19 protein-coding genes and 1 tRNA gene are annotated in these 22496 nt (G+C 72.6%); 5 read left to right on the top strand and 15 right to left on the bottom strand.

The window, feature by feature from the left end; all coding sequences use genetic code 11:
• Window positions 1-91 precede the first annotated feature (91 nt).
• Window positions 92-183 (bottom strand) — tRNA-Ser (locus tag FHR37_RS27495).
• A gap of 195 nt (window positions 184-378) precedes the next feature.
• Window positions 379-1815 (bottom strand): FAD-binding oxidoreductase, encoded by a 1437-nt coding sequence (locus tag FHR37_RS27490; RefSeq protein ID WP_202818136.1) that lies wholly within the window; start codon window positions 1813-1815, stop codon window positions 379-381.
• 249 nt (window positions 1816-2064) lie between these two features.
• Between FHR37_RS27490 and FHR37_RS27485 the strand changes: the two genes are divergently transcribed.
• Window positions 2065-2649 carry an AAA family ATPase gene (locus FHR37_RS27485; RefSeq protein WP_237768854.1) on the top strand — a complete coding sequence of 195 codons (585 nt, stop codon included), beginning with the start codon at window positions 2065-2067 and terminating at the stop codon, window positions 2647-2649.
• Between the two features lie 32 nt (window positions 2650-2681).
• Here FHR37_RS27485 and FHR37_RS27480 read toward each other — a convergent pair whose 3' ends face one another.
• From FHR37_RS27480 to FHR37_RS27445, 8 genes are all read right to left on the bottom strand, one after another.
• Entirely contained in the window at window positions 2682-3548 is an 867-nt protein-coding gene (locus FHR37_RS27480; protein WP_175542558.1) for an endonuclease/exonuclease/phosphatase family protein, read from the bottom strand.
• A gap of 42 nt (window positions 3549-3590) precedes the next feature.
• Window positions 3591-4415 (bottom strand): endonuclease/exonuclease/phosphatase family protein, encoded by an 825-nt coding sequence (locus tag FHR37_RS27475; RefSeq protein WP_237768853.1) that lies wholly within the window; start codon window positions 4413-4415, stop codon window positions 3591-3593.
• A gap of 339 nt (window positions 4416-4754) precedes the next feature.
• Window positions 4755-5801 (bottom strand): Gfo/Idh/MocA family protein, encoded by a 1047-nt coding sequence (locus FHR37_RS33355; RefSeq protein ID WP_175542557.1) that lies wholly within the window; start codon window positions 5799-5801, stop codon window positions 4755-4757.
• Window positions 5798-7066, bottom strand: coding sequence for a DegT/DnrJ/EryC1/StrS family aminotransferase (locus tag FHR37_RS27465; protein WP_092884055.1), 1269 nt, complete (start codon window positions 7064-7066; stop codon window positions 5798-5800). Before FHR37_RS27465 ends, FHR37_RS33355 begins: the two co-directional genes overlap by 4 nt.
• Complete coding sequence (locus FHR37_RS27460) at window positions 7063-8457, bottom strand: hypothetical protein (protein ID WP_139239004.1); 1395 nt, start codon at window positions 8455-8457, stop codon at window positions 7063-7065. Before FHR37_RS27460 ends, FHR37_RS27465 begins: the two co-directional genes overlap by 4 nt.
• A 102-nt stretch (window positions 8458-8559) precedes the next feature.
• Complete coding sequence (locus tag FHR37_RS27455; RefSeq protein ID WP_202818135.1) at window positions 8560-9927, bottom strand: CynX/NimT family MFS transporter; 1368 nt, start codon at window positions 9925-9927, stop codon at window positions 8560-8562.
• A 247-nt stretch (window positions 9928-10174) separates the two neighbouring features.
• Entirely contained in the window at window positions 10175-10939 is a 765-nt protein-coding gene (locus FHR37_RS27450) for a WecB/TagA/CpsF family glycosyltransferase (protein WP_092884053.1), read from the bottom strand.
• A gap of 170 nt (window positions 10940-11109) precedes the next feature.
• Window positions 11110-11919 (bottom strand): carbon-nitrogen hydrolase family protein, encoded by an 810-nt coding sequence (locus FHR37_RS27445; RefSeq protein WP_092884109.1) that lies wholly within the window; start codon window positions 11917-11919, stop codon window positions 11110-11112.
• 39 nt (window positions 11920-11958) lie between these two features.
• Here FHR37_RS27445 and FHR37_RS27440 point away from each other — a divergent pair, with 39 nt between their 5' ends.
• The 4 genes from FHR37_RS27440 (at window position 11959) to FHR37_RS27425 (ending at window position 16500) form a co-directional block, all read left to right on the top strand.
• Window positions 11959-12984 (top strand): NTP transferase domain-containing protein, encoded by a 1026-nt coding sequence (locus FHR37_RS27440; protein ID WP_092884052.1) that lies wholly within the window; start codon window positions 11959-11961, stop codon window positions 12982-12984.
• A gap of 33 nt (window positions 12985-13017) precedes the next feature.
• Window positions 13018-14241, top strand: coding sequence for a potassium channel family protein (locus tag FHR37_RS27435; protein WP_092884051.1), 1224 nt, complete (start codon window positions 13018-13020; stop codon window positions 14239-14241).
• Window positions 14242-14356: 115 nt separating this feature from the next.
• Window positions 14357-15343, top strand: a complete 987-nt coding sequence (locus FHR37_RS27430; protein ID WP_092884050.1) for an NAD(P)H-quinone oxidoreductase — start codon at window positions 14357-14359, stop codon at window positions 15341-15343.
• 551 nt (window positions 15344-15894) lie between these two features.
• Window positions 15895-16500, top strand: coding sequence for a bacterial proteasome activator family protein (locus FHR37_RS27425; RefSeq protein WP_092884049.1), 606 nt, complete (start codon window positions 15895-15897; stop codon window positions 16498-16500).
• Between the two features lie 61 nt (window positions 16501-16561).
• On the opposite strand, the gene FHR37_RS27420 is transcribed toward FHR37_RS27425, so the two are convergent.
• The 5 genes from FHR37_RS27420 to serS form a co-directional block, all read right to left on the bottom strand.
• Window positions 16562-17380 (bottom strand): HAD family hydrolase, encoded by an 819-nt coding sequence (locus FHR37_RS27420; protein ID WP_237768852.1) that lies wholly within the window; start codon window positions 17378-17380, stop codon window positions 16562-16564.
• 90 nt (window positions 17381-17470) lie between these two features.
• Complete coding sequence (locus FHR37_RS27415; RefSeq protein WP_092884048.1) at window positions 17471-18199, bottom strand: hypothetical protein; 729 nt, start codon at window positions 18197-18199, stop codon at window positions 17471-17473.
• A gap of 85 nt (window positions 18200-18284) precedes the next feature.
• Window positions 18285-19994 carry a methionine--tRNA ligase gene (locus FHR37_RS27410; protein ID WP_092884047.1) on the bottom strand — a complete coding sequence of 570 codons (1710 nt, stop codon included), beginning with the start codon at window positions 19992-19994 and terminating at the stop codon, window positions 18285-18287.
• 141 nt (window positions 19995-20135) lie between these two features.
• Entirely contained in the window at window positions 20136-21068 is a 933-nt protein-coding gene (locus tag FHR37_RS27405; protein WP_237768851.1) for an HAD family hydrolase, read from the bottom strand.
• Window positions 21065-22339, bottom strand: a complete 1275-nt coding sequence (gene serS / locus FHR37_RS27400; protein WP_092884106.1) for a serine--tRNA ligase — start codon at window positions 22337-22339, stop codon at window positions 21065-21067. The genes FHR37_RS27405 and serS overlap by 4 nt, the downstream gene beginning before the upstream one ends.
• Between the last annotated feature and the right edge of the window lie 157 nt (window positions 22340-22496).

Raw genomic sequence — 22496 nt, 5'->3', positions numbered from 1 at the left:
GCAAGCCACACCGAGCCCAACCGAGCATGATCCAGAAGACGTCCCAGAACCACGTTTCCGCAGGTCAGAGCGGCTAAGAACCAGGTCAGGGCGGAGGGCATGGGATTCGAACCCATGAAGACAGGTGGGTCCTGCCTTAGCGATTTTCAAGACCGCCGCACTAGGCCACTATGCGAGCCCTCCCGACCTGCGGCACGACACCGGGTCCGGGCCGACAGCCGTACGAACGGCCAGACCCCACCCCGGTGAAACCCCCGCAGATCAGCCCTCGAGGCCAGGCTCGAGGGCAACGCCGACCATTGTCCCATCCAGGTACGACAACCCGTCCCACCCCTGGCACAGAGCGGTGACCGGGATGCGTGGGACCGAAGCGCGGCTTCAGCCCGTCGGGGAGATGTTGTGGTTGAGGCGGAAGAGGTTGTGCGGGTCGAAGCGCCGCTTCAGCTCGACCAGGCGCGTATAGTTGCCGCCGAACGTCGACCGCGCGAGTTCGTCCGCCTCGTAGAAGCCGGGGAAGTTCACGTACTCCCGCCCGTCGGAGTACGCCCCGGTCCGCTCGTACACCTCACGCGCCCAGGCGATGTTCGCGTCGTCGTCCTCGGGACGCTCCCAGTTCGCCTCGATGCCCAGCATGTACGGCATCGACCGGTCGCCGAACGCGGTGTCGCCGGCCGGCACCCGCGCCATCGCGCCGCCGAGCGGCCACACGTCGATGCTCGACCGCGGTGACGGCGCGGCTTCTCCGAGCGAGACGATGGTGTCGATGAGCATGTCGTCCAGCCCGGTGAGGAAGCGCGACTTCCAGTAGTAGCGGAGCTCGTGCGCGGGATAGTCGTCGTCGAGGAACTGCTGCAGTTCGAGGTACGTACGTCGCCCGCTGAGGTCGGCGACCGGCCGGCCGAGGGCGCGGGCCGGGGCCAGCGCGCGCTCGCCCTCGTCGGGGTCGCCGACGTACGTGGCGAGGTGGATCAGCACCGGCCGGCCGACGTACTCTTGCGGGAATCCCTCCATCGGCGGCCCGTCCATCAGGATGGCGATCGAGGCCACCTCGTCCGGGACCGTGTCCTTCCACGACCGGATCGCCCGCAGCACCTCGCCCGCGTCCGCGCCGGCGTGCACGACCAGCGCGCAGAACACGTCCGGCCCGACCGGGTGCGCACGGAACTCGAACTCCGTCACGATCCCGAAATTGCCGCCGCCTCCGCGCAGCGCCCACAGCAGATCCGGGTCCTCGCTTGGCTTCGACCCGGCGCGGACCGTACCCCCGTCGGAGGTCACCACCTCCGCGGACAGCAGGTTGTCGCAGCTCAGCCCGTGCTTGCGGGCCATCCAGCCGAACCCGCCGCCGAGTGTGAGGCCGGCCGCACCGGTGTCGCTCACCACGCCCATCGGGACGGCCAGGTTGAACGGCTGCGTCGCCTGGTCGAGGTCGGCGATGCGGACGCCGCCCTGGGCGCGGACGATCTCGGTGGCCGGATTGGTCAGGGCGGCGCTCATCGGGGACAGGTCGACGACCAGGCCGCCGTCACACGACGCGACCCCGGAGACGTTGTGTCCGCCACCACGGACGGCGAGGAGCAGGTCGTGCTCGCGGGCGAAGTTCACCGCGGTGGCGACGTCGCCGGAGTCGGCGCAGCGGGCGATCAGCCCGGGCCGCTTGTCGACCAGGCCGTTCCACACCGACCGGGCCGTGTCGTACTCGGGGTCTATGGGCTGGACGAGGCGGCCGCGCAGGTCGTCCGCGAACCGCTCCACCGCTCCCTCGGGCACCTCGACGAGCTCGCCGGCACAGGAGTTCAGTCGTACGACAGCCACGGCCGGCCCCCTTGGGAAAGGCAGAAAGCACAGAAGCACGCGGACGCCGAGCACGCCCGCTCCCGGCATCCCACCATCGGCGTACGCGTGGTGGCACGGGTATGTCGCCCCTCTCACCGTGGGCGTCCGGCCCGGCAGCGGCAGGCCCGTCGGCTCAGCGGGCCGGCTCCGCAGGCCGGCGCCGGCGGGCGGGGTCGACGGCAGCCAAACCAGGTGCACCGCTGCGCGCCCGCCCGGCACGATGGGGCGATGGTCCCGATGGTCCCCCACCCCGTATCGCCCAGGGCGCCCGAGGCGCCCGACGTGCCCAAGGTCATCGTGGTGACCGGCATCATGGCCGCCGGCAAGTCGACCGTGGCGCAGTTGCTGGCCGAACGCCTGGACCGGTCCGCGCACGTACGCGGCGACGTGTTCCGCCGGATGATCGTGTCGGGGTCGGCGCCGATCGTGCCGGACGGCGGCGAGGCCATGGACGCCGAACTCCGCCTGCGCTACCGGATCTCCGTCTCGGTCGCCGACGCCTACGCCGAGGCCGGCTACACCGCCGTCGTCCAGGACATCATCATCGGACGGCACCTGACGGAGTACGTGAAGTCGCTGGCCACCCGCCCGGTGGGCGTGGTCGTCCTCGCGCCCCGGCCGGAGGTGGTGGAGCGCCGGGAGTCCGGCCGGACCAAGACGGGGTACGCCGATGGCTGGACGGCCGCCGACCTGGACGCCGCGCTCCGTCTCGAGACGCCCCGGCTCGGGCTCTGGCTGGACACCTCCGACCAGACGCCGGACCAGACCGTGACGCAGATCCTGGACCGGCTGCCGGAAACCCTGGTCGACTGAGTCGCTGGTTCAGACGGGGTTCGGACCCGGGTTCAGAGCCGTACGTCGGCGACGACCGGCAGGTGGTCGGAGGCGTCGGCGTCGGTGAGCACCCACGCGCGTTCGGCCGTCAGGTCGGGTGAGACGAGCACGTAGTCGATCCGCCGGTCCGGGCCGGCGACCGGAATCGTGTGGCCGGGGTCCGCGTCAGGGTCGGCGTCCCCGTCCGGCCAGGCGTCGGTGAGTACGCCGGTGAGCGGCTTGGTCTCCGGCGCGGTGGGCTGGGCGTTCAGGTCTCCGGTGAGGATGGTTCGCCGCGGCGCGGCACCGAGGATCTCTGCGACCCTGGTGGCCTCGCTCTCCCGGGCGCGCGGATCGGCCTCGGACAGGTGCGTGGTCGCGAAGCACAACCGCTCCCCGTCGACGTCGACCTCGACGGCCAGCAGTCCGCGCGGCTCCAGGTCCGGCTCGGAGTCCGGACCAGGCGGCAGCAGCTCGTGCACCACCGTCAGGATCGGGAAGCGGGACAGCACCGCGAGGCCGTACTGCCGACGCTGCCGCCCGGGACCGGGCGAGTCGGGATCAAGGTCGGGACCGAGCGAGTCGGGATCAAGCGGATCGAGATCGAGATTGGCGGCGTATGCCACGTGCATGCCGAGGGTCGTCGCCAGCCACTTCGCCTGGTCGGCGAACGCGCTGCGCTCGGACCAGTGCCGGTCGACCTCCTGCAAACCTATCAGGTCGGCCCCGGAACGCGCGAGCACCGCGGCGGTCCGCGCGAGGTCGAGCCGATCGGCGGTGTCCGCCCCGTGGTGGATGTTGTACGAGACGACGCGAAGGGCGGCGGCCTGATCGCGGCCACCGCCCTCCGAAGGGCCGTGCGGGTGTTCGTGTTCCACGTGGAACGGCAGGCTGCTCACCCGGCCCACGCTACGGCTGTGGCGGCCGCAACCGCCAAGCGGTCAGCGGCGGACGGCGAAGTCGGCCACCACCGGCAGGTGGTCCGAGCCGTCGGCCTCGGTGGCCACCCGGGCGTGCAGCGGCTGCACGTCCGGCGACGACATCACGAAGTCGATCCGGTTGTGCGGGTCCTCCTGGGAGTAGGTGAACCCGTCACCCACGCCGACGGCCGCCCAGGAGTCGGTGAACACGTCGGTCAGGATCTGGATCTCGGCCGCACCCGCGCTGGCGTTCAGGTCGCCGGTGAGGAAGGTCCGGGTCGGGCTGTCACCGAGCAGTTCGACGATCCGCCGCGCCTGCGCCTGGCGTTCGAGGTTGTCGTTGTGCTGCAGGTGCGTGTTGGCGAATCGCATCATCACGCCGCGCACCTTGATGTCGGCGACGAGCAGGCCGCGCTGTTCGTGGTCACCGAACTTCGGCAGCAACGTGTTGGTGGAGGACAGGATCGGGAACCGGGACAGGATCGCGGTGCCGTACTGCCGGCGCTCCCCGCCCGGCGTGGCCGGGTCCAGGTCGAGGTTGGCGGCGTAGGCGACGTACATGTCCAGCCGGTCGGCCAGCCAGGCGGCCTCGTCGAGGTTGTCGCTGCGGTCGCCCCAGTGCCGGTCGACCTCCTGTAGTCCGATCACGTCCGCGCGCAGGCCGCGGATCTCGTTGGCCACGTCGGGCAGGTCGAGCACGTTGTCCGGGCCCGCACCGTGGTGGATGTTGTAGCTGGCCACCCGCACCCGTACCGGCTGGGCCTGGTCGGCGCTGGTCTGGTCGGCGCTGGCCGGCGCGGCCGCGAACCCGACGGAGGTGGCGAGGGCGAGTGCTGCCGCCCCCACGAATGTGAGTGCACGCGTGAGTCGTGGCGTACGTCGAAACACGAACTGCTCCCTTCCCGGCAACAGGGGTAGGGCACCCATCCCACCGGCACCCCCGCACGACGGCGGGGCATACGCGTGGACGGCGAACGAACGCCTGGTGACGGTGTGACCTGACCCGTGAGACGAACCGGCACCCGAGGAAAGAGCGGGGTGCGTGCGGGTCACGTTAACGGGTTTCGGTCCGGAGTGGATCTTCGTACGCCATTGCCGCGACCGGTCCCGGTCACGACAGCCAGAGTCGGGGGCAACGGCAACCAGCACAGGGACAGAGACAGGCAGGGACGACGCGAACGCCCGTCAGCGGAGCAGGCTCGCGGGGTCGACCGGACGGCCCATACGCGCCGACTCCTCACCGGCCAGCGCTATCGCCAGCGCGGTCAGGCCGTCCTCGGCGGTGACCCGCGGCTCCACGCCTCCGGTGAACGCGGTGAGGAACTCGGCGAACTGCTCGGCGAACGGGTCGACCGAACCGTCGTCGGCGTACAGCACCGCACCGGTCCCGTCGGTCAGCACCTGCGCCGGCGCGGAGTCGAACCGCAGCACACCCTCGTCACCCGCCAGTTCGAACGTCGAGCGCACCGAGGTGCCCGGCACGTCCCAGACCGCCTCGACCCGGGTGGTCACGCCGTCGACGTGGGTGAGCGTCGCGGTGCTGCGCAGCGGGGCGCCGGCACCTGCGCGCGGTGTCGTACGGCCGACCACCTCGCCCACCTCGCCGCCCACCCAGCGCGCGTAGTCGAGGTCGTGGATGGCCAGGTCGACCAGGATGCCGCCGGACCGGGACACGTCGGCGAACCAGGTCTGCGCCCCCGGGCTCTCCACCTCCCGGAAGAACGTGAACTCCGTCGGCCGCCCGATCCGGCCGGCGGCGACGGCGTCCCGGGCGATGACGTACGCCGGGAAGTAGCGCAGGACCTGCGCCACGCACAGCCCGACGCCGGCGTCGATGCACGCGTCGATCATCGTCCGGCCCTCGGCGGGGTCGCGGGCGAGCGGCTTCTCGCAGACGACGTGCCGGCCGGCCCCGGCGGCCCAGTGGGCGAGCGTCGCGTGGGTGTCGGTGGGCGTGCAGATGTCGATGACGTCGGCGGCGGTCAGCACCTCGTCGGGCGCGGTCACCGACCGCACGCCGTGCTCGGACGCGAACGCCCGGCCGCGTTCGGCCGAACGGGAATGCACCACGACCTCGGCCCCGAGCCGATGCCAGGACTCGACATGCCGGCGGGCCATCTCGCCGGTGCCGACGATGGCGACCCGGGCCCGGGCCGTCGCGTCGAGTGTCCGCGCGCCGTCCGAGGGTCCGTCCGAGGGTCCGTCCGAGGGTCCGTCCGCGGGTTCGGTCACGTCGCCTCCACCAGGGTGCCGGCCGCTGCCGACAGCTTCTCCGCCGCGGTGACGATATCGGCCTGGTCGGCGTCGGAGCCGAGGAGGACCTGCTGCGGAATCCACACCAGGTCGGCGCAGAACCGTTCGGTCTCCGGCAGGTCGAGCCGGCCGTAGTCGGTCGCCGCGTAGGCGGGGTCGAAGCCGGTCGCACGCTGGTCGAAGCGGCGCTGGGCGAACACGCCCTGCCGATCCAGCGGTACGCCGTAACCGGGGCTGCACGGAATGCCCTCGGCGTTCAGGGCGGCGGTGAAGCGCTCGCGCGGCAGCCCGCCGAACGCCTGCGGGTCGTACAAGAACTGGTAGAGGTGATAGCCGTGCGTCGTGCACCGCGGGTCGCGGGCGAGCGGGCTGAGCCCGTCGATCCGGGACAGCCCCTCGTCGAGAATGCGGGCGCTGTGTTCGCGGCGGGCCACCTGCTCGTCCAGGTCGGCGAGCTGGGCCAGCAGGATCGCGCTCTGGAACTCCGTCAACCGGTAGTTGCCACCGAGGATTCCGTGGTCGTACCACGCGCCGGCCCGCGAACGCCCGCAGTGGTGGAAGCTCCACGCGCGGTCGGCGAGCTCGTCGTCGCTGGTCACCACCATCCCGCCCTCGCCCGCGGTCATGTTCTTGCTGGCCTGGAACGACCAGCAGCCGAAGGTGCCGAACGACCCGACGCCCCGCCCCCGCCAGCGCGCCCCGTGCGCGTGCGCGGCGTCCTCGATCAGTGCCAACCCGTGCTTGACAGCGAGGTCGGTGAGCCGGTCCAGGTCTGCCGGGTGCCCGGCCAGGTGCACCGGGATGATCGCCTTCGTCCGCGGGGTGATCGCGGCCTCGACCGCGTCCGGGTCCAGGCAGACGTACTCCGGGTCGACGTCGGCGAACACCGGCAGCGCGTTCACGCCGAGCACCGCCGTCGCGGTGGCGAGGAACGTGTAGCCGGGCACGATCACCTCGTCGCCGCTGCCGATGCCGAGGGCCTTCAGCGCGATCTCCAGCGCGATCGTCCCGTTGCAGACGGCCAGGCCGTGCCGCGCGCCGTGGTGGTCCGCGAACGCCCGCTCGAACTCCGTCTTCACCGGGCCGTCGACGGACGACCAGACCCCGGCCTTCGCGACCTCGGTGACCGCGCGCACGGCCGCGTCGTTCGCCGGCGGCCAGGCTGGAAAGCCGTTGGTGCGTACGGGGCTGCCGCCGAGCAGGGCCGGCCGGTCGGCGTCGGTCGTCGGCCTGGTCGCTGTCATCGCTGGTCTCCGATCTGCGTGGACGGGCTCGGCCGGTCGGGCACCTCGGCCGCCTCGGGCAGGTCGCCGAGCACCTCGTCCAGTGCGGTCAGCACGTGCTCCTCCACCGCGGGCGCGAACCTGCCGGCGCGGTAGACGTACGGATAGGACTGGTCCGGCTCGTACCCGCCCTCCCGCAACTGCGCGGCGGTGACGACGTACCCGATCATTCCGTTGGTGTACGGGATCGGCAGCGCGGCGCCGGACGTGCGGCGTTTCACGTGCTGCCCGTACGCCACACTCACCTCCGCGTCGAGGCCGACCAGGGTGAGGCCGTCGGCGAGGTCGACCCGGGTCAGCCGCAGCGGCACCTGGTCGACCAGCCGGCCCGGCTCGGCGAGCAGCCGGCGCGCCCAGTCGCCGTCGATGCCGGGCGTCTCCCGGCGGCGGGCCAGTTCGTCGCGCGAGGGCGGCTGCAAGGGCAGGTTGACGCTGTGGGTCCGCACCGCGACACCGCCGGGCGGCAGCGGGGGAAGGCGCCGCAGCGGCCGGTCGAGCACCGCGCCGACCGAGACGGCCAACTGCTGCCCGATCGACTCGATCTCCTCGTCGCCGCCGCGGTGGAACTCACCGTCCCGTACGACGTTCGGGTTGATGTCGCCGCAGCAGCCCTGCAGGAAGCCGATGGGGACGCCCGCACCGACCGTGTGCTCCAGTGCGGACCGCATCGCGCCCGGGTAGTCCGGTGACACCTGCGGGTCGGCGGAGACGACGGGGTGACAGGTGTAGTGGACCAGCAGCGCCCTGGTCGAGCCGTCCGGGCGGGCCAGCCGGAGCACGCCGACCTCCGGGTCGTTCGGGCCGTCGGGGTCCGGGCCGCCGTAGGTGCCGTCGGGGTTGGCCCGCCTGCGGTTGACGCCGAACCCGCAGGTGCCGGTGCCGCGTTCGGCGTACACCGGCTCCATTCCGGCGAGCGCCTCACCGATCGCGGCGAGCACGACGTCGGTCAGGTGGGCAACGTAGGCGGGGTCGCCCCGGCCGAGGAGCGGCGAGAACGTCAGCCCCGGTTGCGGTGCGCAGTGGGTGTGCGAGGCGTGCAGCACGACGCTGCCCTCGGGTACGCCGTGGTCGGCATCGATCCGCCGGGTCAGGTCGGCCACCGTGTCCGGCCCCCACCACAGCAGGTCGGCGCAGACCAGCAGCGCCGTGCAGGCGCCGGCCGCGTCGCCGAACGCGAACACCTGCGCGGACAGCGGCGCCCGCACCTTCTCCCAGGGTTCGAGCCGGACCGCGAACCCCGCAAGGGGAACCGGCTCGGCGGGCGTGATGTCGGCAGTGGCGGTTCCGACGTACAACCCGGCGTCGGTCGGCGAGGACATGCGTGGGTCGGTCGTCCCCGAGGTCTCGGTCACGGTGGTGTCGCCTCCCGGCCACGGCTTACTGGTGTGGCCAAGTATGGCGAACGATCACTGTGGGAGACAGGGCGCGGACCCACCGCGGACGGCCGGAACCCGTCAGCCGCCGACCTTCCCCGCGGCGTCCGCGGCGTGCGTCGCGTCCGTCGCCTCGGTCGCGTCCGCGGCGGCCAGCTCGTCGTCGACGTACCTCGCCCGGGCAGCCATCAGGCCGGTCGCCACCTGCGGCACCACCAGCACCAGCAGCAGCCCGATCGGCACCGTCCACCCGCCGGTCACGTCGAACAACGCGCCCATCGCCAGCGGTCCGCAGGCCGCGATCAGGTAGCCCACGCTCTGGGTGAAGCCGGACAGTCGCGCCGTCACGTCGTGGGACCGCGAGCGCAGCCCGATCATCGTCAGCGTCAGCGGGAACGCGCCTCCGCCCAGGCCGAGCAGGACGGCCCAGGCGACCGCCCCGGAGGCGGGTGCGAGCAACAGCCCGACGTAACCGACGACGTACGCCGCGCCGCACGCCCACACCAGCGGCCGCTGGTCGGCCAGCCGGGCGGCCAGCGACGGGAAGAGCAGGGACAGGGGTACGCCCACCAGCGGGAGGATCGCAAGCAGCAGCCCCGCGTGCGCGGCGTCCACCCCGGCATCCCGGAAGATCTGCGGCAGCCAGCCGAACGCGGCGTACGCCTGCAGCGACTGCAACCCGAAGTACCCCGCCAGCGACCAGGCCAGCGGCGAGCGGCCGACCGACCACAGCGACTCGTGCCGGGTCGCCGTGCTCCCCGGCCCGGCGGGCCGTGCCACCACGCCCCGGTGGCGGGCCAGCACCAGCCACGGCAGCAGCGCCACCGCACCGGCCAGCGCCCAGGAGCCGAGGCCGAACCGCCAGCCGCCGAACGCGTGCGCGATCGGCACGGTCAGCGCGGCCGGCACCGTGGTTCCGATGGCCATCGACGTGGTGTACGCGGCGGTGGCCAGGCCCACCCGGCCCGGGAAGTACGCCTTGACGAACGCGGGTACGAGGACGTTCCCGGCCGCCATCCCGGCCAGCGCCACCGTCGTGGCCAGCAGGAACACCGGCACCGACGGGACGAGCACGCGTACCAGCTGCCCTACCACCACGGCGGCGAGCGCGGCGGCCAGCACCCGCCGGGAACCGAACCGGCGCGACCAGCCGGGCGCCATCGCACCGAACGCGGCGAAGCTCAGCACCGGCAGCGTGGTCAGGACGCCGGCCACGACGGCGGAGACGCCGAGGTCCGCGCTCAGCTCGTCCAGGACCGCACCGAGGCCGGAGACGGCGGGGCGGAGGTTGAAGGCGAGGAGGACGACGGCGGCGAGGAGCAGCCAGGCGGGCCAGCCGCCGCGGGCCGGGGCCGACTGTGCCGGGACGGCCGGCTGCGCGGGTGGCCGCTCCTCGGCCAGCGTCACCAGCGCGCCGCCGGCGTAGGCACGGGTGTGGCCGGACTCCACGGCGGGCTGAGCAACGGACTGAGCAACGGACTGTGCAGTGGACCGGGCCGCGGACTCCGCGGCGCTGCCGACGGGCGCCACCGGTGACGGGGAGGGAGCCGACGAGCCGGCGGATTCGCAGGTTGATGACACGTGGGCCAATCGTATGGGGTGTCTCGCGGACGGCCCACCCGTTATCCGTCCGCGAGGCCCTCGCCCGTGACGATCAGCTCGAAAGGATCAGCCGGTGACGATCAGTCCGAAACGATCAGCCGCGCGCGGTCCGGGTCCGGCGCACCATCGCCCGCAGGACCAGGGCGAGGAACCTCGTGTTGGTCACGGCGTACCGCGTGAACAGCCGGCGGGGCTCCTGCAGCAGCCGGAACAACCACTCCAGTCCCAGCCGCTGCATGTACGCCGGCGCCCGGCGCAGGTCGCCGGCCAGCACGTCGAAGCTGCCGCCCACGCCGATGCACACCGGCACCCGGGCCTGGTGGGCGCCCTCGATGATGAAGTGCTCCTTGGAGGGGGTCGGCATCCCGACGAAAACCACGTCCGGGTCGGCCGACCGCACCTCGTCCCACACGCGGGTGGCGTCGTCGGGGCCGAAGTAGCCGTCGCGGTGACCGACGATGCGCACGCCCCGGGCACTGAGCTGACCGGCCAGCCGGCGGACCACCTCGTCGCGGCCGCCGAGCAGGTAGACCCGCCAACCGGTCTCCCGGGAGCGGTCGAGCACCTGCTCCATCAGGTCGATCCCGGCGACCCGCTCCGGCAGCGGCTGGCCGAGGGCGCGGGCGGCCCAGACGAACGGCTGGCCGTCCGATCCGATCAGGTCACCGCGCTCGAGGACGGCGAGGTAGTCGGGGTCGTCGTGCGCGCGCACGACGTTCGCCGCGTTGACGCACAGGTGGGTGCCGCTCTCGCGGCTGGCGACCCGCTCCTCGACCCAGTTCAACGTGCCCTGCATGTCGACGGCGTCGACCGGCACTCCGAGCACTCGTAGCCGACGACTCACGCTCGTCACGGCCATCTGTCGCACACCCCTTTAGGAGACGAGCCCCCCAGCCTGTCCTGACCTTGATCAGCTTTTTGCCAGCACAGACCTTAGAGGTGACGAAGTGGATCAGGCGTGCCGGGAGCCCATTTTTACCTCAGACATTGACTTTCGGGATGTTTGGCAAGGATTCCGTCACTCGCGGTTCACTTCTGCGGACTGACAGTGAACTTGCGGTGCCGCAGCGTGGGGTTGCGCGTGCGCGCCTGCGCCAGGCGTTCGGCGTCGACGTCGCCGGCCGCCACACCCACCTGCTCGCCCAGGGACGTCACCACGACACCCATCGGATCGACCAGCATGCTGTGCCCGGAGTACGCCGGACCACACTGCCCGGAGGCGGCGACATAGCTCGTGTTCTCGATCGCCCGGGCCCGCGCCAGCGTGACCCAGTGGTCCTCCTTCAGCGGGCCGTGCATCCAGGCGGCCGGCACCACCAGGACGTCCGCCCCGGCGTCGACCAGCGCCCTCGCGAACTCCGGGAACCGAAGGTCGTAACAGGTGAGCAGGCCGAGCCGGTGGTCGCCGACGGGGACGGTGACCGGCTCCGGCTCACCGGCCACCAGCCGGTCGGACTCGCGGTAGCCGAACGCGTCGTACAGGTGGATCTTGCGGTAGGTCGCGGCGAGCGAACCGTCCGGCCGTACGACCACGAGCGTGTTGTACGCCCGGCCCGGGTCGTCGGCGACGCGCTCGAACATGCCCGCCACGATGACCGCGCCGAGCTCGGCGGCGAGGTCGGCGAGACCTCGTACGAACGGGCCGTCCAGCGGCTCGGCGTACTCCGCGAGCACGGTGTCGGCCGGGCCGAAGTCGCACATGCTCGCCTCGGGACACACCACGACGGCGGGCCGTTCGGCGGCGCGGTCGCCGGAGACGGACCTGGCGAGGCGCCCGATCTCGGCGAGGTTGCGTTCCTTGTCCAGCGTGGCGGAGAACTGCAGCAGGGCGATGCGCACCCCGCCAGTCTGCCGCGTGCTGGTGTCACACTCGACCCCGTGACCACATCCGCGGCGGGCGATCGGACGGACGGACGGGCGGCGGACGGGCCGGCGGCGCACGGTGCGGCGTACGACGTGATCGTGCTCGCCGGTGGCGGCGCGCGCCGGTTCGGCGGTACCGACAAGGTGCTGCTTCCGGTCGGCGGCCGGACGATGCTCGACCGGGTGCTCGCCGCCTGCGTGGGCGCCGCGTCGGTCACGGTGGTCGGCCCGCGGCGTCCGGTGGACCCGAGCCTTCCCGTACGCCCGCGCTGGACGCGGGAGGACCCGCCCGGTTCGGGCCCGCTCGCGGCGGTGGCCGCCGGACTCGGGGAGGGCGCCGCGCCCGTCGTGGTGGTGCTGGCCGCCGACATGCCCCTGCTTGACGCGGACGTGGTGGCCCAACTCGTGGCCGGCCTGCAGACCGGGCCGACGACCGGGCCGACGACCGGGCCGACGACCGGGGCCCCGGACGTGGAGGCGGTCACGTTGACCGACGGGACCGGGCATACGCAGCCGCTGGCCGCGGCCTACCGGCGTACCGCCGTCGACCGGGTGCTGGCCGAGACCGGCGACCCGCGGAACCAGCCCGCCCGCCGGCTCACCACCCTCCTGAGGTGCGCGGAAATCCGCTCACCTCGCGCGGCCCGCGACTGCGACAACCCGGACGACCTCGCCGCCGCCGACCGGCTCGCCCGTACTCCCCCCGAAAGCACCGAAAGGCCACCCATGCTCCTCGACTGGGCCCACCAGCTCACCACCGCGCTGGCCGCCGACTCCGCCGACGCCGCCAAGCCCGCCGACGCAGCCGAAGACGCTGAGACCGGCGTGCACCCGGTGGTCGACGCCGACCTGATCAACACCGTCCTCGACCTGGCCCGCGACGCCGCGCACAACGTCGACCGGCCGGCCGCGCCGCTGACGACGTTCCTGGTGGGGTACGCCGCCGCTGCGCGGGGCGGCTCGCCGGCCGACCTCGCGGCCTGTGTCGACCTGGCCCGCGAGCTCGCGCAGCGGTGGACGGAGACCGGCTCGGCGGACTGACCGAACTCGCCTGGCGCTACTGTCATTGCCGCCATGTCACTTCCGCAGCGTCCCAACCGCGCGGCGCCGCACCTGTTCGGTGAAGTGCGCCTCCCCGAGAGTTACGTCCCGCCCCTTCGCCAGATCGCCATCCGGGCCGCCGCAGCACTCGGCCTGCTGGCCCTGGTGGTGCTGGTGGTCTACGTCGACCGGGACGGCTACCGGGACACCGCGGGTGGGTCACTCAGCGTGCTCGACGCGTTGTACTACGCGACCGTCAGCCTCACCACCACCGGATATGGCGACATCACCCCGATCACCTCGCAGGCCCGGCTCACGAACGTCCTGCTCGTCACGCCGCTGCGGATCGCGTTCCTTATCGTGTTGGTCGGCACGACCCTCGAGGTCCTGGCCACGCGGAGCCGGGAGCAGTGGCGCATTTCGCGATGGAGGACCAGGTTGCGCGATCACACCGTCGTCGTCGGGTACGGCACCAAGGGCCGCAGCGCGATCGACACCCTCGTCAACGGCGGAATTCCCGCCGACCGGATCGTCGTCGTCGACGCGTCGGCAGGGGCGGTGGCCGAGGCGAACGCCGCCGGCCTGAGCGGGGTGGTCGGTGACGCCACCCGGGCCGACGTGCTCCGGCGCGCCGAGGTCTCCGTCGCCTCCCGCGTCATCGTCACCGCCCACCGCGACGACACGGCGGTCCTGGTCACGCTCACCGCCCGCCAGCTCAACCCCAGCGCCACGGTGGTGGTGTCGGTACGGGAGGCGGAGAACATCCGGCTGCTGCGGCAGAGCGGCGCCGACGTCACCGTCACCTCCTCCGACGCGGTGGGCCGGATCATGGGCCTGTCCACGGTCAGCCCCGCGCTCGGCACGGTTCTGGAGGACCTGCTCAGCTACGGGGAGGGCATGGAGGTCGCCGAGCGTCCCGTACTCCCCCGCGAGGAGGGACGTTCGCCGCGCAACCTGGACGACGTGGCGGTGGCCGTCGTCCGCGGCGGCGAGGTCTACCGCTACTTCGACCCGACCGTCTCGCAGTTGCTGCGCGGCGACCGGGTGATCGTGGTCCGGCCCGCGGAGGAGCTTCCGTGGGCGCCCCGGCCCGGCGGAGAACACGAGGCCCACGACGAGTCCGGCGACGCCGAGGAGGTCGGGCCGATCAGGCCGGCCGGGTCGGACGTGCCCGGCGGACCCAACGGCCCGGGCGGCTCCGGCGCCAGGGGCTCCGCTGCCAGGGGCGGCAAGGACTCCGACGGCCAGGCCGGCTAGATCGCCAAGGCCGACCGGCACGCCTCGAGACACGTTCCAGGTGTCAGGACGCCGAACGAACCGCATAACGACCGGGTAGGGCGACAAGCCGGCCGACCGGGAGGAGAGCCGAACGATGCGTGCAGTCGTACTCGAGGGTGCGGGTGGTCCGGAGGTACTCAGGCTCGGGGACGTGCCCGAGCCCGAACCCGCCGCCGGCGAGGTGGTCATCGATGTCGTGGCGGCCGGCGTCAACCGCGCCGACGTCATGCAACGCCAGGGCAACTACCCGCCCCCGCCCGGCGCCTCGGACCTCCTCGGGCTGGAGTGCTCGGGCCGGATCGCCGCGGTGGGCCCGGACGTCGAGGGATTCGCGGTCGGGGACGAGGTGTGCGCGCTGCTGGCCGGCGGTGGGTACGCCGAGAAGGTCGCGGTGCCCGCGGGCCAGGTGCTCCCCCGGCCCGAGGGCGTGAGCCTGATCGAGGCGGCCGCGCTGCCGGAGGCGGTCTGCACGGTGTGGTCCAACGTGTTCATGCTCGCCGGGCTGCAGCCTCGGGAGACCCTCCTGGTGCACGGCGGCGCGAGCGGCATCGGCACCACCGCGATCCAGTTGGCCACCGCGCTCGGTGCGCGGGTGCTGGCCACGGCGGGCGGGCCGGCCAAGTGCGAGGTGTGCCGCGACCTGGGCGCCGACGTCGCCGTCGACTACCGCGAGCAGGACTTCGTCGAGGTCGTACGCGAAACCACCGACGGGCACGGCGCCGACGTGATCCTCGACATCGTGGGCGCGCCCTACCTCGACCGGAATGTCACCACGCTGGCCACCGAGGGCCGGCTGGTCGTGATCGGAATGCAGGGCGGCCGCAAGGGCGAGCTCGACCTGGCGCGGCTGCTGGTCAAGCGGGCCGCCGTCCTCGCGACCGGGCTGCGTGCCCGGCCCGTGGCGGAGAAGTCGGCCATCGTGGCAAGCGTGCGGGAGAACGTCTGGCCGCTGGTCGCCGACGGGCACCTGCGCCCGGTCGTCCACCAGGTGGTGCCGATCGACCAGGTGGCGGAGGCGCACGGCATCCTCGACCGCGGCGAACAGGTCGGCAAGGTACTGCTGGCCGTCCGCGGCGAGTAGCAGGCCGACCCCAGGCCGGAACCAGGTCGGCACCACACCGGAACCGCGCCGGACCGCGCCGCCGCCAATCCGGGACCTCGTCGGCACCGAACCTCCGTCGAGCGGTGCCGAACGGTCGTCGACTGCCCACGAAAACGGACAAACGTAAAAAATCCGGGCGGGGAGGCAACCGTGGCGCCGTTCAGCCCGTCCCAACCTGTAACCCGCGGCGGCCGGCCGACCCGAGACGGCCGACCGGAGAAGGCCATCCTGGCCCCGTCGCGGCACGAGACGGGCGCGCGAGGGCGCACCGACGACGAGGCGGGTGAGCGGAATGAACATCGACTACACGCAAAGGGCTCAGCGACTCGCCCGCATCCGCATTCGCGCCGAGGTCGCCCGTCGCCGGGCCGAACGCCTCCGCAGATCCGGTGACGCCGAACGCCCCGCATCGCGAGGCCGCTCGACCGGCCACACCGACCCACATGCCTGAGACACCCCACCCGCAGGCCTCCCCCGTTGGTCCGGGGGTGCCCTCGCGTCTGCGGCCCGGAGGGGTAAGGATGGGGGCCATGACCGACCCCTTCTTCGCCTCCGACGCCGGTGCGACCGGCTCCGACCACCCCTACGGCAGCGAGGAATCGCCCCGAGTCGTGATCGTCGGGCCCGACGGCATGGCCGTGGAGGGCCCGCCCCGGGGGGACGACCCGGACGGTGAGCCGCACGAGGACGACGAGCGCTCGGTCACCGACCTGGTCGAGCAGCCGGCCAAGGTGATGCGGATCGGCAGCATGATCAAGCAGCTGCTGGACGAGGTCAAGGCAGCACCGCTGGACGAGGCGAGCCGGCAGCGCCTCCGCGAGATCCACAAGTCGTCGATCGCCGAGCTGGAGAAGGGCCTCGCCCCCGAGCTGGTCGACGAGCTCAGCCGGCTCTCGCTGCCGTTCGAGGAGGGCGTGGTCCCCTCCGAGGCGGAGCTTCGGGTCGCCCAGGCGCAGCTGGTCGGCTGGCTGGAGGGCCTGTTCCACGGCATCCAGACGGCGTTGTTCGCCCAGCAGATGGCGGCCCGGGCCCAGCTGGAACAGATGCGCCGCTCACTTCCGCCCGGCAGCCAGCTCCCGCCGCAGATGCAGCCCGCTCCGCCGGAGGCCGAGCGCCCCGGAGGCATGTACCTCTGAGCGGGGCGCCTCGCCGCGGGCCCGGACGACGGTGGCACGCCGGCACCGGCGTGCCACCTGCTCACAGATAGATGCTCTCCAGCACGTGCGCGACGCCGTCCTCGTCGTTGGACGGGCAGCGGCGTTCGACCGCGGCCAGCACCTCCGGATGCGCGGTCGCCATCGCGAACGCCGTTCCGGCCCAGGCCAGCATGGCCAGGTCGTTCGGCATGTCACCGAACGCCACCACCTCCGTGGGATCGATCCCGCGTTCGGTGCACAGCGCGGCCAGCGTCGTCGCCTTTGAGATGCCCTGTGCGGAGATCTCCAGCAGGCCCACCTGGCTGGAGTGGGTGAGCTCGACCAGATGACCGGCCGCCTTCCGGGCCATCGCCAGCAGTTCGTCGGGGTGGTAGGTGTCGTGGCGGACGAGGAGCTTCACCATCGGCTGGCCCAGCAGGTCGGCGATCTCTCCGACGTAGGTCTCACTCGCGATGTCGCCGTCGATGGCGTACGCCTGCTCGTGGCCGAACCGGTCGCCGGACTCCACCCCGAACGACACTCCGGGGATCGCCGACCTGATCGAGTCCACCACCGACCGGCCGATCTCCGGGGACAGCGGGAACCGCTGGACCACCTGCTCCTGGTGCAGGTCGTAGACCAGGGCGCCGTTGGAGCAGACCGCGATCCCCCGGTGACCGGTCTGCTCGGCCACCGGACGCATCCAGCGCGGCGGCCGCCCGGTCGCGAACACCACCGTCGCGCCGGCCTCCTCCGCCGCGGCCAGCGCGGCGCGGGTGCGGTCCGAGACCGTCCCGTCGGAACGCAGGAGGGTCCCGTCGAGGTCGCTGACGACGAGTCGGGGCGGGCTGGACGGCAGGTGATGCGGCGGTACGGTCACCGGCCCATCCTCCCAGAGCGGCCCGCCACGGAGGGGACGCCCGGGTCCGGGTCAACGCGCCGGTCGGGTGCGCCGGTCGGGTGGGCCGGGTCAGTTGGCGGCGTTCTCGAGCCGGTCGGCGACCTTGGGGACGACCTGGCCGGCGATCTCCCGGGCTCGCGACCGGCTGCCGGCCCAGACGTAGACGGCGCTGAGCAGGTCACCGTCGGCCTGGTACACCGCGAGGTAGGAGTACTTCTCGCCGTCGCGGGCGTCGACCCCGCGCCACGCGAACGCGCCCTTGAGCGCGCCCGACGGCGGGTCGACCACGGTCACGTCGCGAATCTGCCCCTGGTCGTGCTTCCAGCCGTCGCAGTCGCCGACCGCGCGCCGGATCTCGGTCAGCGCCTTCGCACCCGTGCCGGGCTGGTACGCGACAGCCTCGCCGCTGACCACCAGCGACGCGGACTTGCCGGACTCCCAGAAGAAGTCCTGGTTGCGGGCGAGCCGCTTCTTGTCGCCGGCCCACTTCCGGCCGCAGATGTCGTTCGTCGGCGTGGTCAGGCTGTCGTCCTGGTTCTGGATCTCGACGTCGTGGCCGATCTCCTTGTCGGTGAGGACGATCTTGCCGATCGCACCCTTCAGCTCCGCGGCCGTCTTCGGCGTCGGCGTCGGCGTCGGCGTCGGCGTCTTCGCGGGCTTCGCGGGCCTGGTCGCGGCGACCTTGGCCGGAGACTTGGCCGGCTTCACACCGGCCGAGTCGTCGTCGCTGGAACCACAACCGGCGACGGCCAGCGCGCAGCAGGCGACCAGGGCGAACGCACGTCGGAATCTGGGCACGAGTCGGAACTCTAATCCACCCGGCGAACCCGTCCCGCAACCCGCCCTCGCCGTCGTACCGCCGCCCCGGCCGCGCCTTTGGCCGTCACCTCGCCGGGACCTCTTTCCACACCTCGGGCCGCACCTCCAGCCGCGGGAAGACGGCCTCCGGATCAGGCAGCCGCTCGCCGGGCACCCCGGACCCGGCCTGGGTGAGCACGCGTTCGGCCAGCGTGGGCACGAACGGCGCGAGCTCGGCACCGATCGCGCGGACGGTCGCGGTGAGAACGCCGAGCACCACGCCGAGCCGCCGGCCGGCGTCCCGGTCGCCGGCCCGTTCGGCCCTGGCCAGCGTCCACGGTGCGGTGTCCTCGACGTACCGGTTGGCCTGCGCGATCACCTCACGCACCGCCCGGGTCGCGGCGCGCAGGTCGAACGCCGCCAGCGCCTCGTCGATCCGGCCCGGCAACGCGTTCGCCTCGCCGAGGAGTGCGGTGCCGGCGGAGTCCTCGCGTACGCCGGAAGCACCGGAAGCACCGGAAGCACCGGAAGCGGCGGAAGCGACGGGTACGACGCCGGCGCGGTAGCGGTGCACCATGCTCACCACCCGCTGGGTGAGGTTGCCGATCCCGCCGGCGAGGTCCTGGTTGGCCACGTCCACGAGCCGGTCGACGGTGAAGTCGGTGTCGCCGACCTTGGGCACCCGGGCCGTGAGCCACCAGCGCAACGCGTCGGTGCCGTACTCCTCGGTCAGCTTCACCGGGTCGACCACGGTGCCGAGCGACTTGCTCAGCTTGCGGCCGTTCGCGGTGAGGAAGTCGTGCACGAGGATCTCGGTGGGTAGCGGCAGCCCTGCCGACAGCAGCATGGCCGGCCAGTAGATCGCGTGGAAGCGCAGGATGTCCTTGCCGATGACGTGCACCCGGCGGGCGTCGGCGGCGTCCTCACCGCGCCACCAGGTGCGGAACGCCGGCACGTCCGGACCGTCGCCGTAGTCCAGGCCGGTGACGTAGTTGCCGAGCGCGTCCCACCAGACGTACATCACCTGGCTCGGGTCGCCGGGCACTGGCACACCCCAGCCGCGGGCCCGGCCCACCGACCGGGAGATCGAGAAGTCCGCCAGGCCGGCCTCGACGAAGGCGCGCACCTCGTTCGCGCGGACGGCGGGTTCGATCCGCAACCGCCCACTGGCGTAGAGGTCGAGCAGCTGCTGCCGGTAGCGGGACAGCCGGAAGAACCAGTTCTCCTCGCTCACCGGCTGCGGCCGGGTCTCGTGCTGGGGACAGAGCCCGCCGACGAGTTCGGCCTCGGCGTAGAACTGCTCACAGCCCACGCAGTACAGCCCCTCGTAGTGCGTGCGGTAGAGGTCGCCCGCGTCGGCGCAGGCGCGCCACAGCCGCTCCGCACCCGGCCGGTGGCGGGGGTCGCGGCTGGTGCGCAGGAAGTCGTCGTAGGTGAGGTCGAGCACCTCCCGCTGGCGTTCGAACGCGGCGGCGTGGGCGTCCACGAAGTCCTGCGTGGGTACGCCGGCCCGCTCGGCGGCCTGGACGTTCTTCAGCGCGTTGTCGTCGGTCCCGGACTGGAAGCGCACCTGGTCACCGCGCAGCCGGCGGTGCCGGGCGAGGACGTCGGCCTGGACGAGCTCGAGGGCGAACCCGAGGTGCGGATCGGCGTTGACGTACGGGATCGAGGTGGTGACGTAGAACCGCCTGCGCCGGTCCGGCAGGGCCGACGGAGCGGGCGGAGCCGACGGGGACGGTCGGGCAGGTGGAACAGGTTCGGACGGTCGGGCAGGCGGGGTCGGACGGGCGGACATCGGGCGGTTCCCTTCGTCTGCTCGCGAGGGAGGCCCGGTCCCGACATGCACGAAGGCCCGCTCTCGCGAGGGGCCTTCGGCTGTGGATACGGCACGGAAGCGACCCCTAACGGGGCCGCATCATCTCCTGGTGCCGGAACGTCATGCCGGAAGCTTACCCGCTTCCGAACCGCCGCCGGGCGGGTCAGCTCGTGGCACGGTGACGTCGGGGAACCAGCGGGCGAGCTCGACGGCGACACCGTGGTCCTCCTGCAGCGCGGTGACGTGGTCGGCGACCCGCTGGATCTCGATCGCGGCGTTGCCCATCGCCACGCCGCGCCCGGCCCAGGACAGCATCTCGGCGTCGTTGTCGCCGTCGCCGATCGCCAGGACGTCCTCCCGGTCGACGCCGAGACGCTCGGCGACCTTGGCCAGCCCGGTGGCCTTGCTGACGCCTTCGGGGGCGAGGTCGAGCCAGGCGGTGTAGCCGATGTAGTAGGAGACCCCGTGCAGGCCGACGCGGTCGATGATGTCCAGGAAGTGCTCGGCCTCGATGCTGGGCTCGCGCAGGATGACGCGGGTGGCGGGCTCGGACACGAGCTGGGCGACCGACTGCACCTCGATCTCCCCGGTCAGCTCGCCCGGAGGAAAGTGCGCGTTGACGCGGTAGCCGACGCCCAGCTCCTCCACGGCCACGAGCACGCCGGGCAGCCGGGACAGCAGCATCCGCACCACCGGCTCGGGGTCGAACGTCACCACGTCGACGAGCTCGACGCCGCGGCCGTCGACCGAGCCGTCGTGGGTGAGTGCCGCCCCCTCCGGGTGCAGGCGTACGGTCACCGCGCCGTTGCTGCAGACGAGGTACGGCGTGGGCAGGTCGAAGTGCCGAGCCAGCGGGCGGGTCGCGGTCAGCCCGCGCCCGGTGGACAGCACCACGTGCGCGCCGGCGCGCACCACCTGGCGTACGGCCGCGTCCACGACCGGCGACAGGCGGTTCTTCGCGTCGACGAGGGTTCCGTCGATGTCGAGCGCCACCAGGCGGGGGCGCCAGCTCTCGGCGATCCGATCGGGCGAGGTCGTCGAGCGGGCAGTCACGTGCGCGGCTCCAGCAGGGCCCGACCGCCGAGGAAGGGCTGCAGCGCCTTGGGCACCCGGACCGAGCCGTCGGCCTGCTGGTGGTTCTCCAGCACCGCGACGATGGCCCGGGCGACCGCGACCAGGGTGCCGTTCAGGGTCGCCACCGGGCGTACGCCGCCGGCGTCGCGGAACCGCACTCCCAGCCGGCGGGACTGGAACTCGGTGCAGTTGGACGTCGAGGTGACCTCGCGGTAGCGGCCCTGGGTGGGGATCCACGCCTCGATGTCGTACTTGCGCGCCGCGCTGGCGCCGAGGTCGCCGGCCGCGGTGTCGATCACGCGGTACGGGATCTCCAGCCGGTCCCAGAACTCCCGCTCCCAGGCGAGGAACCGCTGGTGCTCCTCCCGCGCCTGGTCGGGGTGGCAGAACGAGAACATCTCCACCTTGTCGAACCAGTGCACCCGGATGATGCCGCGGGTGTCCTTGCCGTAGGAGCCGGCCTCGCGCCGGAACGCCGGGCTGCTGCCGGCGTACCGCAGCGGGAGCGCGTCGGCGTCCAGAATCTCGTCCATGTGGTAGGCGGCGAGGGGCACCTCCGACGTCCCGACGAGGTAGAGGTCGTCCCCTTCGACGCGATAGACGTCGTCGGCGGCCTGGCCGAGGTAGCCGGTGCCCTCCATCGCCCGCGGCTTCACCAGCGACGGCGGGATCATCGGCGTGAAGCCCCAGGTCAGCGCCTGGTCGACGGCCATGTTGATCAGGGCCATCTCCAGCAGCGCGCCGACTCCGGTGAGGTAGTAGAACCGCGCGCCGGAGACCTTGGCGCCGCGTTCGATGTCGATCGCGGCGAGCAGCTGGCCGAGCTCGATGTGGTCGCGGGGCTCGAACCCCTCGGCGGCGAAGTCGCGGGGAGTGCCGGTCTCCTCGAGTACGACATAGTCGTCCTCGCCGCCCGGCGGGGCGTCCTCCTCGACGAGGTTGTCCAGCCCCAGCATCAGCTGCTGGAACTCCCGCTCGGCCTCGGTCTGCTCGGCCTCGGCCGTCTTCACCTGGGCCGACAGCTCCCGGGTGCGGGCCAGCAGGGCCTGCTTGTCCTCGCCCTGGGCGCGGGCGACCTGCTTGCCGAGGGACTTCTGCTCGGACCGAACCTGCTCGAACGAGGCGATCGAGGACCGGCGCCGCTCGTCGGCGGCGAGCAGTTGGTCGACGAGATCGACCGAGGCGCCGCGACGCCGCTGGCTGGCGCGCACCCGGTCGGGGTCTTCTCGGAGCAGTTTGGGGTCGATCACGGCATCGAGAGTACGCGGGTGGGCCACCGGCTCCGCCACCGGTTTACCTGGTAAGGCACTCGCTGGCCAGGCACGACGTGAGTTCCGGGGCAGATCCGTACCGCCGCGTGGCAGGTCCGGCGCACGGCCCCGGAGCGGAGCCGGCGAGGACGCGCCG

This window comes from Actinopolymorpha cephalotaxi, assembly GCF_013408535.1.
GTDB classification, from domain to species: domain Bacteria; phylum Actinomycetota; class Actinomycetes; order Propionibacteriales; family Actinopolymorphaceae; genus Actinopolymorpha; species Actinopolymorpha cephalotaxi.
The sequence above is the reverse complement of the archived record's forward strand: the minus strand, read 5'-3'. Positions and strand labels throughout refer to the sequence as shown.

Bases quoted from the DNA above. Each gene is read 5' to 3' on its own strand.
- FHR37_RS27485 (WP_237768854.1), top strand. From the start codon at position 2,065: ATGGTCCCGATGGTCCCCCACCCCGTATCGCCCAGGGCGCCCGAGGCG.
- FHR37_RS27465 (WP_092884055.1), bottom strand. From the start codon at position 7,066: ATGACAGCGACCAGGCCGACGACCGACGCCGACCGGCCGGCCCTGCTC.
- FHR37_RS27450 (WP_092884053.1), bottom strand. From the start codon at position 10,939: ATGGCCGTGACGAGCGTGAGTCGTCGGCTACGAGTGCTCGGAGTGCCG.
- FHR37_RS27435 (WP_092884051.1), top strand. From the start codon at position 13,018: ATGTCACTTCCGCAGCGTCCCAACCGCGCGGCGCCGCACCTGTTCGGT.
- FHR37_RS27430 (WP_092884050.1), top strand. From the start codon at position 14,357: ATGCGTGCAGTCGTACTCGAGGGTGCGGGTGGTCCGGAGGTACTCAGG.
- FHR37_RS27425 (WP_092884049.1), top strand. From the start codon at position 15,895: ATGACCGACCCCTTCTTCGCCTCCGACGCCGGTGCGACCGGCTCCGAC.
- FHR37_RS27410 (WP_092884047.1), bottom strand. From the start codon at position 19,994: ATGTCCGCCCGTCCGACCCCGCCTGCCCGACCGTCCGAACCTGTTCCA.